General features: G+C 42.8%; 18 protein-coding genes and 1 pseudogene. 8 read left to right on the forward strand and 11 right to left on the reverse strand.

The annotated features are described in order from the left end of the window. The first annotated feature begins 58 nt into the window (after positions 1-58). Entirely contained in the window at positions 59-2,557 is a 2,499-nt protein-coding gene (locus C2M25_RS13430; RefSeq protein ID WP_105181313.1) for an EAL domain-containing protein, read from the forward strand. 46 nt (positions 2,558-2,603) lie between these two features. Then, entirely contained in the window at positions 2,604-3,413 is an 810-nt protein-coding gene (locus tag C2M25_RS13435; protein ID WP_105181314.1) for a DUF2797 domain-containing protein, read from the forward strand. On the opposite strand, the gene C2M25_RS13440 is transcribed toward C2M25_RS13435, so the two are convergent. Then, positions 3,410-5,914 carry an EAL domain-containing protein gene (locus tag C2M25_RS13440; RefSeq protein ID WP_105181315.1) on the reverse strand — a complete coding sequence of 835 codons (2,505 nt, stop codon included), beginning with the start codon at positions 5,912-5,914 and terminating at the stop codon, positions 3,410-3,412. The two genes, C2M25_RS13435 and C2M25_RS13440, sit on opposite strands and share 4 nt — an antisense overlap. Before the next feature lie 78 nt (positions 5,915-5,992). Between C2M25_RS13440 and C2M25_RS13445 the strand changes: the two genes are divergently transcribed. Beyond that, entirely contained in the window at positions 5,993-6,286 is a 294-nt protein-coding gene (locus tag C2M25_RS13445) for a hypothetical protein (protein ID WP_105181316.1), read from the forward strand. Here C2M25_RS13445 and C2M25_RS13450 read toward each other — a convergent pair. From C2M25_RS13450 to C2M25_RS13475, 6 genes are all read right to left on the reverse strand, one after another. Then, entirely contained in the window at positions 6,283-7,203 is a 921-nt protein-coding gene (locus C2M25_RS13450; protein WP_063703013.1) for a histone deacetylase family protein, read from the reverse strand. The genes C2M25_RS13445 and C2M25_RS13450 overlap by 4 nt on opposite strands. A 68-nt stretch (positions 7,204-7,271) precedes the next feature. Further along, positions 7,272-8,819 carry a serine hydrolase gene (locus tag C2M25_RS13455; RefSeq protein ID WP_105181317.1) on the reverse strand — a complete coding sequence of 516 codons (1,548 nt, stop codon included), beginning with the start codon at positions 8,817-8,819 and terminating at the stop codon, positions 7,272-7,274. Then, on the reverse strand, positions 8,816-9,331 hold the full coding sequence (locus C2M25_RS13460) for a gamma-glutamylcyclotransferase family protein (protein WP_105181318.1): 516 nt from the start codon (positions 9,329-9,331) through the stop codon (positions 8,816-8,818). The genes C2M25_RS13455 and C2M25_RS13460 overlap by 4 nt, the downstream gene beginning before the upstream one ends. Before the next feature lie 7 nt (positions 9,332-9,338). After that, a complete protein-coding gene (locus C2M25_RS13465; RefSeq protein WP_105181319.1) occupies positions 9,339-9,959 on the reverse strand; it encodes a LysE family translocator in 621 nt (206 codons plus the stop codon). A gap of 6 nt (positions 9,960-9,965) precedes the next feature. Further along, positions 9,966-10,748: a hypothetical protein gene (locus tag C2M25_RS13470; RefSeq protein ID WP_105181320.1), complete on the reverse strand. Its 783-nt coding sequence runs from the start codon at positions 10,746-10,748 to the stop codon at positions 9,966-9,968. A gap of 3 nt (positions 10,749-10,751) precedes the next feature. Beyond that, positions 10,752-11,222: a CreA family protein gene (locus C2M25_RS13475; protein ID WP_054551027.1), complete on the reverse strand. Its 471-nt coding sequence runs from the start codon at positions 11,220-11,222 to the stop codon at positions 10,752-10,754. A gap of 103 nt (positions 11,223-11,325) precedes the next feature. Between C2M25_RS13475 and C2M25_RS13480 the strand changes: the two genes are divergently transcribed. Next, positions 11,326-11,913: an outer membrane beta-barrel protein gene (locus tag C2M25_RS13480; RefSeq protein ID WP_105174887.1), complete on the forward strand. Its 588-nt coding sequence runs from the start codon at positions 11,326-11,328 to the stop codon at positions 11,911-11,913. A 10-nt stretch (positions 11,914-11,923) separates the two neighbouring features. Beyond that, positions 11,924-12,253 carry a 5-carboxymethyl-2-hydroxymuconate Delta-isomerase gene (locus tag C2M25_RS13485; protein WP_063703004.1) on the forward strand — a complete coding sequence of 110 codons (330 nt, stop codon included), beginning with the start codon at positions 11,924-11,926 and terminating at the stop codon, positions 12,251-12,253. Here the strand turns inward: C2M25_RS13485 and C2M25_RS13490 are convergent, their stop codons facing one another. Together C2M25_RS13490 and C2M25_RS13495 are read right to left on the reverse strand one after the other, a co-directional pair. Continuing rightward, positions 12,254-12,850 carry a hypothetical protein gene (locus C2M25_RS13490; RefSeq protein ID WP_105181321.1) on the reverse strand — a complete coding sequence of 199 codons (597 nt, stop codon included), beginning with the start codon at positions 12,848-12,850 and terminating at the stop codon, positions 12,254-12,256. 75 nt (positions 12,851-12,925) lie between these two features. Next, positions 12,926-14,383: a winged helix-turn-helix domain-containing protein gene (locus tag C2M25_RS13495; protein ID WP_158679724.1), complete on the reverse strand. Its 1,458-nt coding sequence runs from the start codon at positions 14,381-14,383 to the stop codon at positions 12,926-12,928. Between the two features lie 329 nt (positions 14,384-14,712). Here C2M25_RS13495 and C2M25_RS13500 point away from each other — a divergent pair, with 329 nt between their 5' ends. Further along, entirely contained in the window at positions 14,713-17,733 is a 3,021-nt protein-coding gene (locus tag C2M25_RS13500) for a TonB-dependent receptor plug domain-containing protein (protein WP_105181323.1), read from the forward strand. A gap of 72 nt (positions 17,734-17,805) precedes the next feature. Here the strand turns inward: C2M25_RS13500 and zapE are convergent, their stop codons facing one another. Next, positions 17,806-18,912: a cell division protein ZapE gene (gene zapE, locus C2M25_RS13505; protein WP_105181324.1), complete on the reverse strand. Its 1,107-nt coding sequence runs from the start codon at positions 18,910-18,912 to the stop codon at positions 17,806-17,808. A gap of 58 nt (positions 18,913-18,970) precedes the next feature. Between zapE and rsuA the strand changes: the two genes are divergently transcribed. Both rsuA and C2M25_RS13515 read left to right on the forward strand, forming a co-directional pair. Continuing rightward, a complete protein-coding gene (rsuA, locus tag C2M25_RS13510) occupies positions 18,971-19,669 on the forward strand; it encodes a 16S rRNA pseudouridine(516) synthase RsuA (protein WP_105181325.1) in 699 nt (232 codons plus the stop codon). Between the two features lie 154 nt (positions 19,670-19,823). Continuing rightward, positions 19,824-21,397 (forward strand): annotated as a pseudogene (locus C2M25_RS13515) (methyl-accepting chemotaxis protein). A 61-nt stretch (positions 21,398-21,458) separates the two neighbouring features. On the opposite strand, the gene C2M25_RS13520 reads toward C2M25_RS13515, so the two are convergent. Next, positions 21,459-22,241 carry a YggN family protein gene (locus C2M25_RS13520; RefSeq protein WP_063702994.1) on the reverse strand — a complete coding sequence of 261 codons (783 nt, stop codon included), beginning with the start codon at positions 22,239-22,241 and terminating at the stop codon, positions 21,459-21,461. Positions 22,242-22,247: the final 6 nt, after the last annotated feature.

Genomic DNA, 22,247 nt, shown 5'->3' on the forward strand with positions numbered 1-22,247 from the left:
ATCTGCGCTTTTTTAATGCTACACTGTTAAGAACATTTACCTAGATAAAGAACTAATTTTGAATAATAAAGCACTGAAATATAACTTTGTTTCATTTCTTATTCTGACAATTTTGTTTTTTATCATTGCTACCCTAGCTGCACATTTAGCCAGCCCTACCCGCTACACCATAGATAAAACAGCCCCCATCTACAGTAATACGGCGTATCGAATTGATACCAGTAAAGCGCTGACTCTCGAGCAGTTTTTAGCAGAGCCAGACAAGCTTAAACATCGCCCTTTTAAAGATGTTGAATGGGATTTAGCGGCGCAAGATTATTGGTTAAAGCTTGATTTAGAAAACCGCCAAGCAAAACCTGTGGAGCTGGCAATTCACTTTGATAACCCTATGGTTGATTACCTTAGCGTTTATCATGTTGATGATAAGGGGCAGCTTATAGATACAACCGAGTTGGGTGATAAAGTATCTGGTCTTAGTTTGTTTCAGTACAGTACACCGCACAGCATGCTTACAATGCAGGGCTATGAACAAACATCCCTCATTATAAAAATAGATACGGTTGGGATTAGCAAAACACCTATTAATATTTATGGTGAAAAAGAGTTTCAAGACCTACTACGTTCGCAATCAGGAATTTGGGGGATCTTCATTGGTGTGCTGATCATGGCAGCTTTGTATAACTTGGTATTATTTTTAGGGATCCGTGACCGCGTCTACCTTATTTATATAGGCTACATCATCTCAGCACTGCTACTTATGGGCTCAGTGCTCGGCTTTGGTTTTTATTTATGGCCGTTATCGTGGCAAATCTTTTTTAATGAGCAAGTGGTCTTCAGTAACTATGCGATTGCATTTTTCACCGTCGCGTTCTGCACCATGTTCTTACGCTACCATAAAGATAATTGTCGCCTATACAAGCTCAGTATCAGCTTTTTAGCCCTGCTGTTTAGTCTCAGTCTTATCAGCTTTTTTATGCTGGAATACCATTCTTCAAAAATCTTTTTTGCCATCATGGTGCCGTTATACATTTTATGTATTTGCATGATTTACAAAAAGTTGGTGAGCGGTTTTAGGTGGGCAAAGTTTTATGTCATGTCGTGGGTGCCACTGATTGTAGGCGCAGCCATTCAGCCGTTAGAACTTACAGGCTTTATTCCCTACAGCTTTGCCGTTAGGCACATATTTTTAGTCGCCATTCTCTGTGAGATTGTGCTCATGGCAATGGCGCTGGCAGACCGCGTTCGTTATCAACGTGAAAAAGCGCTGTATCATGCAACCCATACTCAACAGACTGAGCTACTTAACCAAGCAATGCTCAAACAAGCCTATATGGCAATTACCTCGGAGCAAAGACTCGCTAACCTTTGCTTAGTGAAAATCGAGCAATTTAATGCCCTAATGAGTATTCTAAAGCCAAGCCAAAGCAGCCAAATAATTATCACTGTTGCCCAATCGCTAGAGCACCAAATTAATAAGAATAGGCAATTTATTAATTTAGAATCGGCGTTAGATAATAGTCCAAAAGTAGCTGACTTAGGCAATGGTGTACTGGCTTTTATTTCTACCAAAATTCAATCACAAGCAGAGCTACACCAAGAACTTAGCAACTTATGCAAACAGCTGCCTAAGCAATATAAAGTGGCAGGCTTAGACCTGCAGCTTTACTACCGCCATAGCATTACCGAACCGGTGAGTGATGATGGCTTTGATATTTGGCTACAACGTGGCTACTTAGGTCTGTCACAAAAGCAGCAAAACATCGACTTTAACACACCGCATATCGATATGGATGTCAGCCTTGCCGCCGAGTTACAACAAGCAATGCGAAGCAATACCTTAGCCATTTACTTACAGCCCATTATTAATTTGCGCAGCGGTGCTATCTGTGGCGCAGAGGCATTGTTACGCTGGCCTACAGCAGGGAAATACCTGGATATTGAGCAACTCATTTTATTGGCTGAACGTACTGGTTTAATTAACGAGTTGAGCTTATGGGTGATTGATCAGGCTTGCCTAGCCGCAGCCCAGCTTAATCGACAAGGCTATCGCGACCATACCATTAGCGTTAATTTAAGTGCCAAGAATCTCGCGATCCCTAAGCTTGTCGAAAAGGTCGAAAACACCATTTTAAAACATGGCATTACTGCGAGTCAGTTAAAGTTTGAGTTAACTGAGTTTGCGCTTATAAAAAACCATGATGAAATGGTTAGCTTTATCAGCGAACTTAATAAACTCGGTAGCAAAGTGGTACTCGATGATTTTGGTACTGGTTACTCGTCGTTAAACTACTTGGTAAATTATTCATTTAGCACGATTAAAGTCGATAAGAGCTTTATTCTGGATTTAGTGAATAACACCACCAACCAAGTGGTGGTAAAAACGGCCATTGATATGGCCCATAACCTTGATATGAATATCACCATCGAAGGCATTGAAGACCAAGAAACAGAAAAAATGCTGATCAAGATGGGCGCAGATCAAGGGCAAGGCTATTATTACAGCAAAGCGGTGCCGATTAATGAGTATCTAAGCTTTATTGCCTCACAATTTAAATAGGCCGTGTTACACTGCCTTTTTTAACATCTTTAGGGGCCATGTAAAGATGCAAGGTACGATCAGAAAATTAAAGTCGACACTGACCTCTCCTGTCGAATATCAACTACCTATCGGTGATGAGCTAGTTTCATTAAATGACTATATTGGTAAGCCGCTCACGCTGACTTTCACAGGCAATATTTTTTGCTGTAACTGTGGTAAAAAAACCAAGAAAAGCTACTCTCAAGGCCACTGTTTTGTCTGTATGCGTAAACTGGCTAGCTGTGACATGTGTATCATGAAACCTGAAACGTGCCATTTTGATAAGGGCACCTGTCGTGAGCCACAGTGGGGTGAAGAAAACTGCATGATCCCGCATTACGTGTATTTAGCCAACACTTCAGGCCTAAAAGTAGGTATTACCCGCCATACTCAAATTCCTACACGCTGGATTGACCAAGGTGCGACGCAAGCTTTACCTATCTTCAAAGTACAAACCCGTCTTCAATCGGGTTTAGTTGAGGTTGCCTTAGCCGAGTTTATTGCTGATAAAACCAATTGGCGAAACATGTTAAAAGGCCAATCTGAAGCGATTGATTTAAAAGCCGCTGCCAGAGAGTTGATCCCACAAATTGATGCTAAGCTGAGTGAGCTTGCAGAGCTATTTGGCGCAACAGCCATTGAAAAGCTCGATGAAGGGGTGGTTGAGCTAGATTACCCAGTAAGTGAATACCCAAGCAAAATCAGCTCTTTTAATTTTGATAAAGCACCAGAAGTATCGGGTATTTTAAAAGGCATTAAAGGCCAGTACTTAATTTTTGATACTGGCGTCATTAATATTCGTAAGTTTACTTCTTACGAAATTAGCCTAGCTTAAGCACTTTTTTCGGTATTAAGATAAAAGTCATACCATTGCTGCTTCGCTATTGGGCGGCAAAAGTAATAGCCTTGAATGGTATCGCAGTTAAGTGAACGTAAGTACTTTAACTGCTCTACCTTCTCTACCCCTTCTGCGACAACATGAATACTCAAGCTTTTCGCCAGGCTAATAATCGCCGTAACAATTTCACTATTACCGTATTCATCGGGTACTTTTGCGATAAAGCTGGCATCTATTTTTAACGTATCAATTGGCAGTTTGGTTAAGTAACTTAAAGCCGAATAGCCCGTTCCAAAGTCATCTAACGTAATATGCACACCTAGCTTTTTAAGCGCGAGTAGCTCTTGCTTAGCCTCACTAAAGTGGCTGATAAAACAGCTTTCAGTAAGCTCTACTTCAAGCTTGTGTGGGTCTACATTGTAACGCTCAAGTAAGCGCTCAACATTCGATGCTAATTGTCCCTGACGTAAGTGATTAGCCGAAATATTAATTGCTAAGCGCCCTGCTTCAATGCCTTGTTGCTGCCATTTTTCTAACTCTTTACAGGCCTGCTCGATGACCCATAAATCAAGTTTCACAATTAGGCCTAGCTCTTCAGCAAGAGGGATAAACTTAGCAGGTGAAATCACTCCAAGGTTTGGCTCATGCCAACGTAACAGTGCCTCTACCCCTAAAATTTTGCCTGAATTTAATTGCTGCTTAGGTTGGAAATAAAGCTCAAACTCATCGCTTTCGATGGCGTTTTGTAATCGGCTCATCATAGCCAATCGCTCTAAAGAGCGTGCATTCATCGCTGGTTTGAATAATTGAAATGAATTACGGCCCACCTCCTTAGCACGGTACATAGCAATATCAGCATGCTTAAGCAGTGTAGCGCTATCTACGCCATCATCAGGGTAAACCGCCGCGCCAATAGAGGCTGTAATCGCAACCACGTGCTCGTTAATAGCAAGCGGCATACTCACTTGCTGCAAGACTTGCTCGGCAAAGTTGAGCAGTGTTTCAACCCGATTTACTTCGCATAGAAGAACAAACTCATCGCCACCTAAGCGTGCAAGGGTATCCCCTTCAGGAAGAATTGATAAAATACGCTCTGCCACTTGCTGCAATAAGTTATCACCAGCGTCATGCCCTAAACTGTCGTTAACCTCTTTGAAGCGGTCTAAGTCGATAAACATCACCGCTAATAGATCGTGGTTTCGCTTGGCGGTGCTAAGAGCAATAGAGAGTCTGTCATGAAATAAGCGTCGATTAGGCAGGCCTGTTAATTCGTCGTAATAGGCAAGCTGGGCAATTTTTTCTTCTGCACGTTTGCGCTCTGTAATATCGCTAAAAATTGCCGCATAAAGTACTTCATCAAAGTTAGGATCTTTTATTTGAATAATGGTGAGCCACTCAACATACTCTTCACCATCTTTTTTGCAATTGCAGATCTCTCCTTGCCAGACCCCTTCGTATTCAATGGCATGCCACATTTTTTGATAAAACGAGCGACTATGTTTTGTAGAGCTTAAAATATTGGGGCGTTTACCAATTACTTCATGCTCGGCAAAGCCGGTCAGTTTAGTAAAAGCAGGGTTAACTTGAATAATCGTGCCGTCTTTACGGGTTAGCATGATGCCATCGAGTGAAGCATCAATAATTTTATTTGCCAAAAACAAGTTACGTTGTGACTTTTGCAAAGCAATATCACGCTGCTCAATTGCCCGCTCAAGTTCGCAGCAATAAGCTGATTCAATCTCAGTGATCAAATCAGCAAATGAAATCACCCCGCAAATTTCATCATCTCTGACCACCAAATGACGCACATTACGCTCTGTCATAGTGCGATACGCATCAAATAAACTGCTTTCACAATCAATTTCAATGAGCGGGTAGCTAGCATATTGCCAACAAGGATTTAGCCACTCGGTTTGAATGATCAGCTCAACAATATCACGCTGAGTAATAATACCGTGCAGTTCAAGCTCTTGGTTATAAACCAGTACACTATCAAGGCGGCCTGCCCGCATCAGTTGCACAACCTCTTCTATCGGTGTTTGCGCATCAACTATCTTTAGGTCAGTGCGATACTGCTCATGAATAGGCCGAAATTGTAGGTAGTGGTCCAAACCTTGGTTATGCACAATATCTGAAAGGTTTAACATACCTGCAGGCTGGTTCTCGCTATCCATCACCAATAAATGGCGAATGCCATGCTGTTGAAAACGCAAGGTTGCATCACTGACTGAGCATTGATTTGGCACCGTAATAACAGGCGCTGACATGACCTCGTGAATGGCTAGGTTTTTATAAAGCGGGCTACTGATGTCAATTTTCAAACAATCAGCTTCCGTCCAAATCCCAACCACGGATTGCTCATGCTTGATAAAAATCGCCGTCACATTGTGAACATGCATCAACCTCACCGCATCGACCAAAGGCGTATGCGCAGGACACGATACCAGCTTTTGCGAAAAGACATCACTGACCTTTTGATGTCGTCTTGGTTGATTCATAAGTCGACTTTCCTAGTTCTTACATGAATTGGCAATTATAATCATTTCAACCTTGGCAACTTTGACACAGGACAATAAATGCACTCATCATTTCCTAAGATTATCTTTTCTGCTCATGAAATAGCATTAGTAGAAGATGAAGCCGATATAGAAAGCTTTGTATATGGTTTGAGTGAAGAGCAGCAGCAAGAAGCTATCTTGCTTTTAACAACAGGGCAGTATGTCAACTTGCAGGGAGAAAGCGTGAAAGCGTTAACTGACGTTGAACTTGCGAATAGAGTGACAGAATATCTAGCACAAGAAGGAGTGTGCTGCTTAAGTAAGGTTACTCGGCTTGCACCACCGCAAGCCTTTGCGATGCTGGTAGATTAAGGGGCATCCACCAGTGCTTTAATGTGCGCAACGGCACTGCGACCAAGGGCTGATAAAGCATAGCCCCCTTCAAGATAAGAGATAATCCCCTTGCAATCTTGTTGCTGACAAAACTCTGCTAGCTGTGTGGTTAGCCATGCGTAATCGTCTTCAACAAACTTCAAGCTTGCCATGTCATCTTCAAGATGAGCATCAAACCCGGCGCTAATAAACAATAGTTCAGGTTTAAATTCATTGAGTTTTGGCAACCACTGCTCAAGATAAACAGCTTTTAAGTCATTACCATCACTGGCAATTGGCAGCGGTGAGTTCACTAACGTCGCGTTATTTTCAACGGCGGTATTTGGGTAAAACGGGTGTTGAAACAAAGAGCAAAACAACACAGTGTCATCATCTAAAAAGATATCTTGTGTGCCGTTGCCATGGTGTACATCAAAGTCCAAAATAGCGATGCGTTTTACACCTTTGCTTTGCGCGTACTTCACGGCAATGGCTAGGTTATTAAAAACGCAAAATCCTGCAGAGGTACTGCGGTTTGCATGATGTCCTGGTGGTCTAACAGAACAAAACGCGGCATCCAGCTTATCATCAAGGATTTCATCAACGGCGAGTAATCCAGCGCCAACGGCTCGTTCAATCGCTTTCATTGAATCTGGGCACAGCCATGTGTCGCCGTCTAATTCAGCAAGCCCTTCAGCGGGAATTGTTTGCTCTACATGACTAACCAAAGATTCATCATGAGCACGTAAAAAATCGTCGCGGCTGGCTTTAGGAGCTTGTAAGTGAGTAATTGCCACATCAACACCACTTGCTAGCAAGCGGTCGGTGATCACATCTAAACGCGCGGGGCATTCGGGGTGATCCTCAATCATTTTATGTTTACGACAAAATGGATGTGAGATAACTGCCGTTCTCATAATACGCTCCTTGAATTATTTTCCCCCAGTATAACAAAGCCACCTAACGGTGGCTTTGCGACTTTGGTTTACTTTTTAGCGCGTAAATCTAAATTTCTAAAGTCAAAACTAAAGTCTGTGACCGCCGTTGAGACAGCGCGCATTTTCGCACTACTCACTCGGTTATCAGGGCTCATTTGAAACTCAATGTAAGCATCGGCTTCAAGTAACTTTTCATCCCACTTAACAATGAACGTATTCCCTGTGTAATGCTCAAGCTGACCTTTCAAACGCTTTGTATGTGTAAAATCAATACGTAGCTGGCCATTTAACTCTTCAATAACCACATCACCATACCAGTTATCGTGCAGCGTGCCTGTGTAGTTGATGTTCGGCAATTTTGGTTGATAATCCGCAGGTGTTTCTGGTTTTGCGTTTGCGTAAGCTTCTTTTTTACCTTCAAAGTGCTTTTTAGCAAGATCTTCAACCCAGTCTTTATCTTCAAGATCTAATGCATCTTCGAGCACTTCATAGGTCACTGCAGAGAGCGCGCTAAACGCTTGCTGGTTACTCAAAATAACAATACCAAGGTTTTTCTCAGGTACTAAAGTCACTTGAGACACCATACCTAAGATACCACCACCGTGGCCTAGCTTTTTAATGCCGTGGAAATCTTCAATGCTCCAACCTAAACCATAACCTCTAAATTGTTGGTGGTAAGCTTCATAAGCACTTTTTGATGCCATTGAGGTAATGTGCGGATGCCACATTTGTTGCTGCTGCTTTTCAGTGAATAACTGCTGGCCATTTGGCATTTTGCCATGAGCAAGCTGCGTGCGTAGCCATTGGCTCATGTCGCTCACGCTTGATGCAATCGCACCAGCGCCACGGAAATCTTCAAGGTAGTTCACAAAAAATGGATGAAGTTGGCCATCCATTGGAATATGACCTGTCGCCCAGTTTTTATTGCTACTAGGAATCCGTGAAAAACCTGCACGTGAGTTTTTCATATCAAGTGGCTGAAGAATATTCTTCTCGATGTAATCATTCCAGCTCATGCCTGAAACACGGGCTACTACCTCACCGGCTGTTACAAACATTAAGTTGTTATACGCGTATTTACTGCGAAAGCTACTCGCTGGTTTTAAGTATTTTAGACCTGCGATAATTTCCTCAATTGATTTGTCAGTATCAGGCCAAATCATTAAGTCGCCTTGTCCTAACCCCAAACCGCTACGGTGGCTTAGTAAATCGCGAATGGTCATTTCACGCGTGACATAAGGGTCATAAAGACGAAACTCTGGTAGATGATCAATCACTTTGTCATCCCAACTCAGCTTACCTTCATCAATTAATTTAGCTAACGCTGCTGCGGTGAATGCTTTGGTGTTTGACGCGATACCGAATAAGGTGTCTTTATTTACTTTTTTACCCGTATCAAGGTTTGCGATACCAAAGCCTTTAGCTAATACGACTTTATCATTTTCAACAATCGCCACTGCCATACCCGGCACATCAAAACGTGCCATTGAAGTTTCGATTACTTTTTCAATTTTCTTACTATCGATATTAGCATAACTGTAAAACGAACAGCTTGATAACAGCGCCGCGGCAACGGCTAATTTACGAAATGTCATAATGTCCCTTGGTGATTTTTATTGTTGTGAATAGCGAACTCTCTCGCTGCTCGGGTTTTATCTGGATCATCGCAACTTGGTCTTGCGAGTATTGCTTCACTGTAATGATTTGGTACACCTGCTTCAAGCGCTCCGCGATGAACATGCTGAAGATACCAGTCGAATGGCAGTAAAGACTCATCTAAGGTGTTAGCAATATAACAATGGGCAGCAAGTTGCTCGCCATCAATGAGTTCAACTGTAATATCCACACAGTCATAACGCGGCCCTTCAATGTCATCTAGAATCGACTTTTCAGCTTCGTTTAACTGATACACAACGCCATACACTAAGGCATCTAGCTGCGCTGTTTTACGCACGCTGCATTTCGCAGAGCCATCGGTACTCACCATATCAAACGTCAGCTCATAGCCTTTTAAAACAGCTGTGCCCACCCGCTTTGCTTCAGGCAACCTTGCCAGCAATCGACTCGATGACATATTTGAACCAAATGAAAAGTTATACAGCGCCATATTCACCTCACACAACAACGCGAATAGCTAAGGCAATTAAGATCACCCCAATGCCTCTATCAAACCAGTATCCGCTTTTTAAGAAAAATGCTCGCACTGATGCTTTTGATAACACCAATGATAAAAATGAAAACCACAGCCAAGTCGCCATTGCCATATACACGCCATATCCAGCCTGCACTAAAACAGGTGTGTCAGGGCTAATCACAAGAGTAAACAACGACATAAAGAACAGTGTTGCTTTGGGGTTAAGGGCATTGGTAAAAAAGCCACATCGAAATGCTTTATACACAGATTCAGGCTCAGCAGGAGCAAGAATTTGCTGCGTACTATCGGTAGGTTTTGCGCTACGTAATGCTTGTACACCTAAGTAAGCCAAATAAGCCCCTGCAAGGTATTTTAAAGCCATAAATAAGCTAGGCGACTGCGATAAAATTAACGCCACACCTAATACACAATAAGCAATATGCAAAAGAATAGCCGCACCAACACCGGCACTGGTCCACAGCGCATTTTTACGACCCTGTTGAATACTTTGCTTGAGTACAATTGCAAAATCAGGGCCTGGGCTTGCTACTGCAAAAAAGTGAGCAATGGCTATCAATAAAAACTCATCTAAATACTGCACTCAATATCACCCTACTGCTTGTTCATCTAATGCCAATAACAACGGATTTGCACTGTCACTCACCAATGCTTTAATTTGCTTTTGCGCTTTTTTATATTGGCTGCGTAAATGGGGTTTTAAAAACTTCTTCGACTGATTATCCCCTTTAAAATGCGTAACTAGCGCATGCATAAATAGCGTTTGTGGCTCAGTCAGCGCCGCTTGGCGATTGGCATAAGGGTTATAACCGCAGCCGCAGCCTCCTTTAAATTGATACACCGTATTACTCATCATTACCCCAAAGCCTAAATAGCATGCCAATGCATCGCTCGCTTGCGGTAAGTACTCTTTACCGCCGGGCGGTAAGACACCTACATGGTGAATCAAAATAGTCGCTAAGGTACCAGCAAAACTTGCCACTAAATCTTGTGGTTGATTGATTTGGTTCGGGTTAAACGAGATATTCACCGGATGATTTGCCGGCACAATTAAACTTGCCTCGCTACCGCGTAAATTGTCTTGAAACTCAAAATGCGGAAACACCTGCGGTGTAAGCCCAGATGGCGCAACTAAGTTAATTGGCCACGCCTGCATCCCCGCATAATCAACAACTCGACTAAATACTTTTTCAGCCATTTCACTGACGCTCGACACCCTATCCGGAAAGAACTGCCCGTTAGGTAAAATGATTTGTGTGTGTTTTAAAAAATATTCACTATCAAAGTGCTCAACTGCCCATAAAAAGGTATCGATTAACCACTGCTGCTCTTGCTCATCAACAACTGGAGCTGACTTAAATAACGCTAACATAAATTACTCTTGTGATTGTGCCCATTGCCATGCATCCGTATTGTAAAGAGGCACAGTTGATAAAGCATGATGATGGCTGCCGCTCGACTCTTTCGTTGAATAAGACAAATATAAAAGAGTACGTGTTGGCGCATCATAAATACGACGTACTTTTAACGATTTAAACAAAATACTTTTCGATGACTTAAAAACCACTTCGCCCGATTTACTACGGTCAATTTGCTGTAATTGTTCAGCGGTAATGGGGCCAGTTTGACGACATGCAATAGACATATCAGATGGATCAGCAAAATCAAGATTCGCTTCAATATGGCTGATGTGGCAAGTAACACCGCTTATAAGCGGATCTTGTTGTGATACCACTTTAATATCTTTGGTCGTGAATAATCCTAAACTCACCGAAGCAGCGTCATCCGAGCAACCGCTCAACAAAATCAATGGCGCAGTAAGTGCCGCTAATTTTAGTAACTTCATCCTAGTGTTCCTTATTAAAAAGCGATAGTTGTCCGTTTACAACGATTTGCTTGCTATGTTTCAATACTATCTCAAAATATCTTCAACAACGAGCACCTAAACAATGAAAAAATCGCTTGGTTTACTGTGTTTAATGTTCTTAAGTAGTACCGCTCACGCTGGCTACTCTATTAGCGCTGGTTTCGGCAAAAACTTTACTAACTCGGTGCAAACCGAAGAAAACCTAAAAATTGAGCTTGAGGATGACAGCCATTTTACAGTCAGCCTAGATAGAACCATTGATAATGCTCGCTATGGGTTCTTTTATTCAGCAACAGAACTAGATATGAAAGACCAAACCAACAAGCAAGTCGAGATGCAATACCTGCTCTTTCAAAGTGCTGTAGAAGTGCCATTAGCTGACCGTGTAGTTGGTTTTGTGGGTGCCCAAATTGGCGCAAATCATGTCAGTACTGACTTTGCCGACTCCGATACGTTTTTTACCTCAGGCCTTTATGCCGGCGCAGATTATTTAATTACCGAACAAGCCCGGGTTTATGTTGAAACTCGCTGGCTGGCAACTATTGTAAATAATGCAAGTAACGTATCGTGCACATTGCCAACCTCAGAAGACAATCAATGTCTATGGCACTTTGATGGTGATGTGTTAAACCAATTTCAAACAAACATCGGTTTTAGTTACCGCTTTTAAGGAAGACCCCATGCCGCACATTGTTATAGAACACTCAGAAGACTTACCAATTCTGCCACAAGTGTTAGTTGAAAAAGTCCATAAAGCCGCGTTTGACTCTGGCTTATTTGAACTTTCGACCATAAAGACTCGTGCAATTGCTTATCAGCATTACGAATTAGGAGAAGGTAAAGATGGCTTTATCCACATCGGCGCATCAATCATGGCAGGCAGAACCATAGAGCAAAAGCAAATGCTCAGTGAGCAATTGCTAAGTTGCTTAAAAACATATTGCCGCCGCTCGTATAGCCTAAGCGTTAATATTTACGATATGGATGCTGATATTTACCGTAAGTGTTAATTACTTTGGCAAATAGGCTGCCGGTAAGCGCTTGATTTCTATCTCAGGCGATAAGTACGCAGTGTAAACTAGCCAACGCTCATTGGGTATGTAGGTCAGACCCGATGAGCGACTATAAGCTCGCTCAGGTAAGGCAATTAAATCATGATGCTGCTTACTTGCTAAGTCGTAGTAGCTAATCCGGTAATCACCTAGGCGCTCTTTATAATAATAAATACGCCCCTCATGGTACGCGTTCTTTGCCACCAGCAACCAGGCATAACTGCGCGCTAATTTAATATCATTCACCAGCATTTCTTCAACACCCGTATCATGATGTTTAATCCAAATAGCATGGCGGGAATTAGTAAATAAAAAATCGCCCGTTTGTGTTTCAACGCCATACTGCGCTGGCACCTCAATTGCTTTGCCGAGGCTTTTACCTGTTAAGTCATAACGGTAAAGATAGTCTCCATCAGACACCAAAATATGCTGGCTATCCGCGCTAAATTTGGGTTTAACTGCATGACTAAATGGCAGTTTGATTTGTTGGCTTTGCTCTACTTTGAAATCATAAAAATATAAGCGGGTGCTGCCATTGTCATACAATGAAAACAAAATATAGCGTCCATCGACTGACCAAGTTGGATCACGAATTTCCCCGGTGTTATGAGCAAAGTCAGTAAGCTGCTTTCACGAGCTGCTATCGGGGTTAACAATCCAAAGCTGTGAACTGCCCGATTCATTCGACACATACAGCAGTTTATTTTGCTGCTGATTGTATTCAGGGAATAGCGAGCTAAAATTGGTCGACAACATAGAAAACGGCGAATTGGCCACTTGTTCGTCGATTTTCAGCCGCGTGATCACCTTATCTAAATCCCACTGATGATAATAAACACTGCCATCGCTACTGTAATTAGGTGAGCTCATGCCAGCAATTTGCGTGTTGATTAGGGTCTGATTATTAATATCGTAGAAATAACCATAACGTTTACCACCCTCAACAGCACTAAACGCCAGTTGCTCCTTAGATGGATGCCAATCCACACCATGAATATCAACAAAGTCATGAGTTAAGCGTTGGCTTTGTCCTGTTTTTACATCAATTAAAAACAGCGCTTTTTGATTGTTTTTAACATTACGTGTAACCACAACTCGCTGTGCATCAGGCGAAAACGACACAGACTCATACACAGTGCCGCAATCATCATTACAAGGAATAACGGTTTCTTTTGTTTGTTTTGCCCGTAAATCAAGCAGTTTGATACGAGTGACATAGTCACCAGACTCGCTAGTGTGATCAGCAATGTAGGCTAAGGTTTTACCATCACTACTGATATCAAGATCAGGCGCATAGTTATTACTGCACTGCCCTAGCACGACACTAGTGGCGTTTATCAAAGACAGTTTTACAATTTCACAAACATCAGAGGCCGTGCGGTAATAGTACAAAGTATTTGCATCGGGGCTAAACACTGAGCGTCCTTCGGTAAACGGTGAGTCTGTTAATTGCTTTGCTGGGTGCTCAGGAAAATGTAAATCCCGCAAATATAGATTATTTTGTTTACCAAGCTGTCGCCATGAATACACCAAATAGTGTTGGTCATTAGAAATTGAAGGATAAATCTCACGACCGGGGCTTGCAGTCACGCTTTCGATGCTATTAAGCGGTAGCACAAAGCTTGTATTTGTTTGCTTAGCAGGCGAAGAGAACAACCAATACATCACCACCAAGCTAATGACACACAAAGCCACAAACAGCTGGCGAATTTGCGCCCCTGTTACACTAAAGCCTATAGGGTTTTCTTTATCCGCTGCGTCTATTGGCTCGGGCTTTAACAAAACGCGATAACCCGTTTTACGTAATGTCTCTATGTAAGTTTGTTCTGGATCGAGTTCTTTGAATGCTTTTCGTAAATGCCAAATTGCATTTGTTAGGGCTTTTTCACCTACGTAAAAATTGCCTTCCCATACATGATTGATGAGCTCTTCACGGGTGATGGGTTCAGGGTATCGCGCCACTAAGCAAGCTAACAGCTCAATAAACTTAGGCTGCAAAAGCTGTTCACAGCCATTACAGATCAGTTTATTTTCGAGCGGGTTAACAATGCATGAGCCCAGCTGATAAGCGCGATTAGATGTTTCCATTAACTCTAAATAAAACCCCATTTTAGAAGTACAGCAGTATAAAGCCCTATCAATTTATCTTAAAAATGGCCCTTTCACCAGCTTTAACGTTGCAAAACAGTTAACAACATCAACCTTTCAAATCACTGATTTATAAAGAATAGATATTCAATAGATGTAAAATAGAGACATAAACGAGCCACCTAATATTGTAGTTAAGTTCACATTTCTATAAATATTTTCACGTCAATACCGACCAACCAGAGTGCTGCTCACTGTATATTTTAACTGCCCTTAAAAGAGCATCACTCTGGTTCCAAAAACTAAAAATAAAACAACTAGGAACGCCTGTGAGAAATCTACTAACCAAACCTTGTGCTATTGCACTTGCTGTTGCCAGTGGTTTTAGCCAACATGCATTTGCCAATGAGGCTGAGATTGCCCGCACTGCCAACACCACCCCAACAGCCAATGAACAAACTGAAGAGCCGGAAAAAATCGTTGTAACGGGTTCACGTATTAAACGCGATAGCTTTTCAATTCCGACACCGCTGGTCACAATGGACCGTGAAGCCATTGCCGATACAGGTTTAACCAACTTATCTGATATTTTGGTTGATAACATGCCTGCTCTTAGCGAGAGCATAGGTAATACCACCAGCCAATCAAGTGTTTCAGCGACCGGTTTATCGACGGTTCAACTTCGAGATTTAGGCGCAAACCGTACCCTCACACTGATTGATGGTCGTCGTGTTGTTTCTAATAGCTATAGCGGCAACTATGTCAGTTTAAATACCATTCCGAGCGGCATGGTTGAGCGCGTTGAAATAATCAGTGGTGGCGCATCTGCAACTTATGGTGCAGATGCTGTAGCAGGTGTAGTGAATATCATCACCCAATCAAAAAAAGAAGGCTTTGATTTTAAAGCAAACACAGGTGAAACCACCGATGGCGGCGGTAAAGAGTTTACCCTTGATTTAAACTACGGTACCTCGTTTGCTGACGAACGTGGTTATGCTTACTTCAGTGCCAACTGGGACCGTGATTTCGGTATGAGCTATTACGACCGTAAACGCGCGCAAGTAGAAGACGCTTATCGCTATGATGATGAGCAGATGTGTAACCAAATGCTGACTAAAGATGGTTATCAGTGTATGCGCGATATCACACAAGCTGATTGGGTGAGTAAGAGCGACGGTATTCCGGGCGGTGTGTTCTTAGAAAATAGTAACAACGACACTCAGTTTTGGTATGACGGTCAAACTCTACGTAATGATTGGAAAGACAACGAAGAAATTTACGGTGTGAATTCAAATCAATACGTGATGCTTGATGTTCCAAGCGATAACGTTTCAGCGGCAGTGAAAATCGATTACGACTTAACTGACGATGTAATGTTCTACGCACAAGTACAATACAGTGAAAGCGGTTCGTTTAACGATAAGTCACCTGAAGATGAATACGAAGGTGCCTATGTACCACGTTACGACCCTACCACTGGCGAGCCCCTTGCAGATGTGGCACCAGGTTATATCCCAATCGACAACCCGTATGTGCCACAAGAAATCCTTGATGCTAACCCATATAAAAATCGCATTTATTGGGATCGCCGCTTCAGTGAAGTGGGTAATATCAGCACCGATAATACCCGTAAAACGATTCGTAGCTGGGCAGGTCTTCAAGGCACCCTATTTAACGGCGAGTGGGACTGGGATGTATCTGCAAGTTATGGTCGTTTTACCCAACACCAAATTCGTAGCAATGAATTAAATACTGTAAAACTTAATCAAGCTTTGCAAGCAGAAGAATTAGCGGATGGCACCATTCAATGTATTGATGAAGCAGCTCGTGCTGAAGGCTGTGTGCCAATTAACTTATTTGGTGAGGGATCTATCACCGAAGAGATGGCTGCTTGGATCCGTACCAACCCAATTATTGATACCGAAATAAAACAATACGGTGTGGTTGGCTACGTTGCGGGTGATTTATTTGAATTACCAGCTGGCTCCGTATCTGCGGTATTTGGTGGTGAATACCGTAAAGACAGCCAAGACCTATCAACCAGCGACGACATGAAAGCAGGCGGTATTACCTTTAACTATGTACCAAATTTTTATGGTGAAGTTGAGGTCTATGAAGCCTTTGCAGAGCTTGCGATCCCGCTGTTAAAAGATGCCCCTTTAGCAAAAAGCCTAAGCGCAGAAACCTCATTACGTTTAGCAAATTACAGCATGGATAATGTGGATACCGTTGCCAGCTACAAGCTAGGCGTATTTTGGGAGCCAGTCGAAGGCTATGCATTTAGAGCAAACTACGCCCGTGCTCAACGTGCGCCAACAATCACAGAGCTTATGTCACCACCGCGTGGCGATTACGACAGCTATGATGATATTTGTGACGGTTTAACGGCAACATCAACCAAACCAGGTCACGATAACTGCCGCAAAGAGCCGACGTTAGCTGCGCAACTTGCTGCTGATCCAGACTTTGAATTTAGCGATGAGAACAACAGCTACTCACCGGGGACTGGTAACGAAAATCTAAAGGAGGAAACCGCAGATACTTACACCTTTGGTATCACCGTCGCTCCAGCATTTTTAGAAAACTTTAATCTTGCCGTTGATTACTACGATATTGCCATTGTTGATGCGATTTCGCAGATCAGTAATGAAAACATCATGCGTGAGTGCTACAACTCTGAAGCTGCATGGGGCGAAGACAACGTATTTTGTAATGACATTACCCGCAACAGCGAAGGTAATATTATTAAAATCTTACAACGTCAATATAACCTCGATGAGCTAACTGCTCGCGGTTACGATGTAGTTGCACAGTACAAACTCGATTTAGATAACCTAGGTCAGTTATCGTTTAAACTAGATTACAACCATGTAATCGAAAACTCACAAACCTATGAAGGGCTTGATGGCAGCTTAGTGACTAGCCACTACGCAGGTTACGGTAGCAGCAAAGATAAAGCTTCAATGTCAGTAACATGGCGTAACGACAACTTACGTATTCGCTGGCGCACTAATTACTTAGGCTCATTCATTGCAAGCCAAAGTCTTGAAGAGGATTACCAAGAGTATATTGCCGAAAATGATGCCCGCTGTGAGGCTGGTGAAGATACCTGTATCAGTAATCCAGAGAAACTTGCCTACCAAGATTATGGCTCGTTCTTAAAACACAGCATTTCAGCGTCTTACATCATGTCACTGAGTGAGCAGAGCCAACTGCGCGTATTCGGTGGTGTAAATAACGTGTTCGATAATAAAGGGGATTTCTACCCTTCAGGACGCGGTAATTACTATAGCGCATACGGCGGTGGTGCAGGTCGCTACGTGTATGTAGGTGCTCAATATAGCTTTTAAGCACATATGAAGATCCCCAGCTAGGCTGACAACAAAGGCGCATTTTTAATGCGCCTTTTATCTTTTCGAATTCTACCAGTTTTGCATCTCAACTAATCGAGACTCGGTACGCGCATACTCAAATGCCAGCTTTTGGCCTTGATATAAATCGCTAATACCCATTTCAGCCGAAATCACCAGCAACCGGCTGCGATCATAAAACTCATCAACCAAAGCAATAAAGCGCCGTGCTTCATCATCTAAAAAGTGTTCTTGTAAATCCTGCTTTTCTCGCTGATAGCTATCTTCAATACCATGCACAATTTGTTTGCCCGTGGCTCCGCGCCCCATGACCGGCACATTGACTAAATAAACGCGCTGAAAACGCTCAGCCAAATAAATATAATCCGCGGTGCTCCTAGGTCCTGAGCAAAGCGCCATAAAATCAAACATAATGGCGTCTTGAGCGAGCAAGATACAGCTTAGCTTGCGATGGCAAACTTCTATCGTTGTTTGCTTTTGTACCGCTTGCTCTTGCTTTAAAAAGCGCTCTGTTAGCGCCTCATTGTTATCGATAAAGTAGTGTTCGGTTTGTTTGCCAAAGCGAAAACGATGATCTTTGTCGCCTTCAACACTCAAAATATGGCAATACTCATTTAATAAATCGATTGTCGGTAAAAATCGTGCTCGCTGTAAACCGTTAGGATACAACTGCTCCGGTTGGCAGTTTGAGGTCGCCACTAACACTACTTGCTGCTCAAACAAGGCGTTGAATAAGCCACCTAAGATCATGGCATCGCCAATATCAGACACAAAAAACTCATCAAAACAAATCAAGCGAATGTGCTCTGCCCACTCCTTAGCAATCACCGTCAGCGGGTTTTTCTGCCCTTGCAGCTGAGTCAAACGCTCATGCACTTGCTTCATAAAATGGTGAAAGTGCAAACGCTGCTTAGCGTCAATATTAACAAGCTTAAAAAACACGTCCATTAACATGGATTTACCACGCCCTACAGGACCATATAAATAAACCCCTTTTACTGGCTTTGTGCTTTGCCACCAATGGCTTGGTGCAGCCAGTTCGGAGGCTAGTTTATCAAGAGCATTAATCGCTGTGCGCTGGGCATGGTCTTCTTGCAAATCACCTTTGGCTATTTGCGCTTGGTAATACTGTAATATTTGTCCTTGCTGTACTGTCATAGGTAACTAGTATCCGCTATACTCGCCGCCATTGTAGCCGACTAAAAATGTGATCCCAATGAAATTTCCATGCCGTTTAGATAAATTTATCAGCCATATTGCCGAGTTACCTCGCAGTAAAACCAAAGCAGGTATCAAACGTAAATACGCCACCGTTAATGGCGAGGTGATCACCTCATTTGACTATTCGGTCAACCAAGATGACGACGTGTGCTGGCAAGGCGAGCCTCTGGTATTTTTAGGTAAGCGCTACTACATGCTTAATAAGCCTGCGGGCTATGTGTGTGCCAACAAAGATGACCTTCACCCAACAGTATTTGATTTACTTGATGAACCAAATATGAGCGACTTTCATGTTGCAGGTCGCTTAGATATCGATACCACAGGGTTAGTGATCATCACCAATGATGGCGACTGGTCACATAAAATTACAGCACCAAAGCACAACAAATTCAAAACATATTTAGTTGAAATTCAAGACACTATTGATGATGAAGCGATTGCAGCGTTAGAGCAAGGGGTGCAATTGCACAACGAAAAAGAGCTCACTCGCCCTGCGATTGTTGAAAAACTTGCAAGCTACAGCTTACGTCTTTCAATTTGCGAAGGTAAATACCATCAAGTTAAGCGGATGCTTGCGGCTGTAGGTAATAAAGTTGTTGAATTACATCGTGAAAAAATAGCTGACATCACCCTTGATGAAAACCTTGCAAGCGGTGAATATCGTGCCCTAACAGAAGCCGAACTGAAGCTCTAAATAGGTACTTGAGTAAAAATCATGATAACGCTGTCATTTTTCCTTAATAAAACCAGATAAACGTGGTAGAAGTTAACAGGGGAAATAATAAAGGAGGCTGACTGTGTTATCAGGATTAGCTTTAAAAACAAAAATCACCTTATTTGCTATCGCTATGTTTATTGCGTTATCTGCGATAGCGTTACTCGGCTTACAATCTTTACGCCATGCCAGCGAAAGCGACAACATCGCGCGTATCAACCAGCTCATGAAGAGCACCACTAATATTGTTGAGCAATTTGAGTTGATGGTTAAAAACAATCAACTCGAAGAAGCACAAGCAAAAAAACTCGCTATTCAGGTACTTCGAGAAAATAAATACCACGACTCAGAATATGTGTATGTCGTCGACAACAACTTAGATTTTGTCGCTACGCCGCACGACCCTGAACTGCACGGCACCAGCTTTAACGACTTCAAAGATGCTAGCGGCAACAGCATCGGCCGTATGGTCGAAAAGCTAGTAGGCAACACAACCAAAAAATCATCACCTATCACTGGGATTCGGTGCGTAATGGGGAAACCGTTGATCTAACTTCTGTCGTTCAAAAAACACCGCTGTTTGGCTGGTATGTTGGTACAGGCATTAGCGCCAAAGAAGTTGATGAACGTTATTGGAATACTGCAAAGTGGTTGCTGGGCTTATCTATGCTCATAGCCATTGCGCTGACTTTTGCCATTGCTCGCTTTGGCTCATCGCTCACCAATGCCTTGGGCGGCGAAATTGACGAAGTAATTGGTATTGTTAAAAACGTCTCTCGCGGCAACTTAAACTCACATATTCGCCAAGATGCTCCACCAGAGAGCATTATTGCTGCCATGCATTACATGCAGCAAGGTTTACGTGGCGTTGTTGGCGGCATTAAAGGTGTTACAGATAGCTTAAAAAACCAAAGTGTCGATAACGAATATCGCTCTGTTGAGCTCGATAAACTGACTCGTAGCCTAAACGAAGAAACACAAATGGTTGCTTCTGCTATCACCGAGTTAACAGCCTCAGCACAAACCGTTGTAGAACATGCTGAGCAAGCGGCTTACTCAGTACAAGAAGCGGAGCAGCAAGGTCAAAGTGCTAGCCACTTAACTAGCGAGGCTGCTGATACCATTGCGCTTTTAGAGCAGCAAATTGACAGCGCTGGTAATAACATTCAAGTACTTGATGATGAAGTAAATAACATCGCAAATGTACTTACTGTTATTCAAGGCATTGCCGAACAAACGAACTTACTTGCGCTTAACGCGGCGATAGAAGCTGCCCGTGCAGGTGAGCAAGGACGCGGTTTTGCAGTGGTTGCTGATGAAGTTCGCGGGCTTGCCCAGCGCACACAAACCAGCACTGAAGAAATCCGCAATATGATTGGCAAACTGCAGGCTGCAACCCAAGATGCCAAATCATCTGTTTCGCTTAGTATTAGTACCAGCGAACAAACCGTTGAAAAGTCGACTAAAGCCAATGAAGAACTAAAACGGGTTGCCAGCTCACTCAGCGCAATTGCACAAATGAGCCATCAAATAGCCATTGCTGCAAAAGAACAGCTTGATGCTGGTGAAGACACCGCCAAGCGCATCGTAACTATCTCCGACACGGCTTCACAAACGGCTAATGTATCTAATCAGGCTCATACTGCAACCGATTTGATCAAAGGCCTTACTAGCGATTTAGAAACTGAAACCGCTAAGTTTAGCTAATTCAAACAAGTAAAAACGAAAAAGCCCAACAACTGCTGGGCTTTCTCGTTTTAAATTCGTATTAAGACTTTATTTGTACCAAATCAAAATCGGCCATCCCCGGCACCATTTGTTGTAATCGTGATTCGGTGACATCTAACGAGTTCAAGCACTCACAGTACTCTGAGGCCTTCATCTCTAATTGCTCTGCTTTCTTTTGCAGTGATTTATCAATTTCTTTTGAGATGATATCCATACGCTGCCCCATATCATTGATACGGTCTTCGATGTTACCTTCGCGCGATTTAAAAGCATCGCCTAGCGAAACTAAAATAGCGCCAAGTGAACCGTGAACTGCTGAGTGAATTTTTTGACTGATTTCTTTGGTAAAAAAGTCATCGATTTTCGACAGTGACTGCGGGGCAATAAAGAAAAAGTCATCACCACGCTTAAATTTATCCATCAGTGCACGCTCAACATATTGCAGCTGAGTTTTTAGTACTTCAGGCTCTTTGTCTGACATGCCCTCAACAACTTGCTCGATGGCACTTAAGCCAAGGTTTACACCATCGGTCGCCAGATCAACAAGTTCAGGGACGGTTTGCCTAATCCCTCGACTGAACTGCTCCACAACTTTGCTTTCTTCAGGGCTTAAATCAACCCAATAACCCCGTATAAACAATTGGTTATCGTTGTTGATTTGTACGCGAGTTTGACCTTTATCAACAATACGAATGACATCATCGGTGATGATTAAGCCATGGCTTAGCTCTACATCGCATTGCTTTTTTTCTAGGGTTGCGTAGCTGGAAAAGCTAGAGAATGTAATGGCCGCTGCTAACAACGAGCGAGAAAAGAACGCCATATACAC

The organism is Pseudoalteromonas sp. T1lg21 (assembly GCF_002964625.1).
Taxonomy (GTDB): domain Bacteria; phylum Pseudomonadota; class Gammaproteobacteria; order Enterobacterales; family Alteromonadaceae; genus Pseudoalteromonas; species Pseudoalteromonas gelatinilytica.

Bases quoted from the DNA above. Each gene is read 5' to 3' on its own strand.
- C2M25_RS13435 (WP_105181314.1), top strand. From the start codon at position 2,604: ATGCAAGGTACGATCAGAAAATTAAAGTCGACACTGACCTCTCCTGTC.
- C2M25_RS13440 (WP_105181315.1), bottom strand. From the start codon at position 5,914: ATGAATCAACCAAGACGACATCAAAAGGTCAGTGATGTCTTTTCGCAA.
- C2M25_RS13445 (WP_105181316.1), top strand. From the start codon at position 5,993: ATGCACTCATCATTTCCTAAGATTATCTTTTCTGCTCATGAAATAGCA.
- C2M25_RS13450 (WP_063703013.1), bottom strand. From the start codon at position 7,203: ATGAGAACGGCAGTTATCTCACATCCATTTTGTCGTAAACATAAAATG.
- C2M25_RS13455 (WP_105181317.1), bottom strand. From the start codon at position 8,819: ATGACATTTCGTAAATTAGCCGTTGCCGCGGCGCTGTTATCAAGCTGT.
- C2M25_RS13460 (WP_105181318.1), bottom strand. From the start codon at position 9,331: ATGGCGCTGTATAACTTTTCATTTGGTTCAAATATGTCATCGAGTCGA.
- C2M25_RS13470 (WP_105181320.1), bottom strand. From the start codon at position 10,748: ATGTTAGCGTTATTTAAGTCAGCTCCAGTTGTTGATGAGCAAGAGCAG.
- C2M25_RS13475 (WP_054551027.1), bottom strand. From the start codon at position 11,222: ATGAAGTTACTAAAATTAGCGGCACTTACTGCGCCATTGATTTTGTTG.
- C2M25_RS13480 (WP_105174887.1), top strand. From the start codon at position 11,326: ATGAAAAAATCGCTTGGTTTACTGTGTTTAATGTTCTTAAGTAGTACC.
- C2M25_RS13485 (WP_063703004.1), top strand. From the start codon at position 11,924: ATGCCGCACATTGTTATAGAACACTCAGAAGACTTACCAATTCTGCCA.
- C2M25_RS13495 (WP_158679724.1), bottom strand. From the start codon at position 14,383: ATGGAAACATCTAATCGCGCTTATCAGCTGGGCTCATGCATTGTTAAC.
- zapE (WP_105181324.1), bottom strand. From the start codon at position 18,912: ATGACAGTACAGCAAGGACAAATATTACAGTATTACCAAGCGCAAATA.
- rsuA (WP_105181325.1), top strand. From the start codon at position 18,971: ATGAAATTTCCATGCCGTTTAGATAAATTTATCAGCCATATTGCCGAG.
- C2M25_RS13520 (WP_063702994.1), bottom strand. From the start codon at position 22,241: ATGGCGTTCTTTTCTCGCTCGTTGTTAGCAGCGGCCATTACATTCTCT.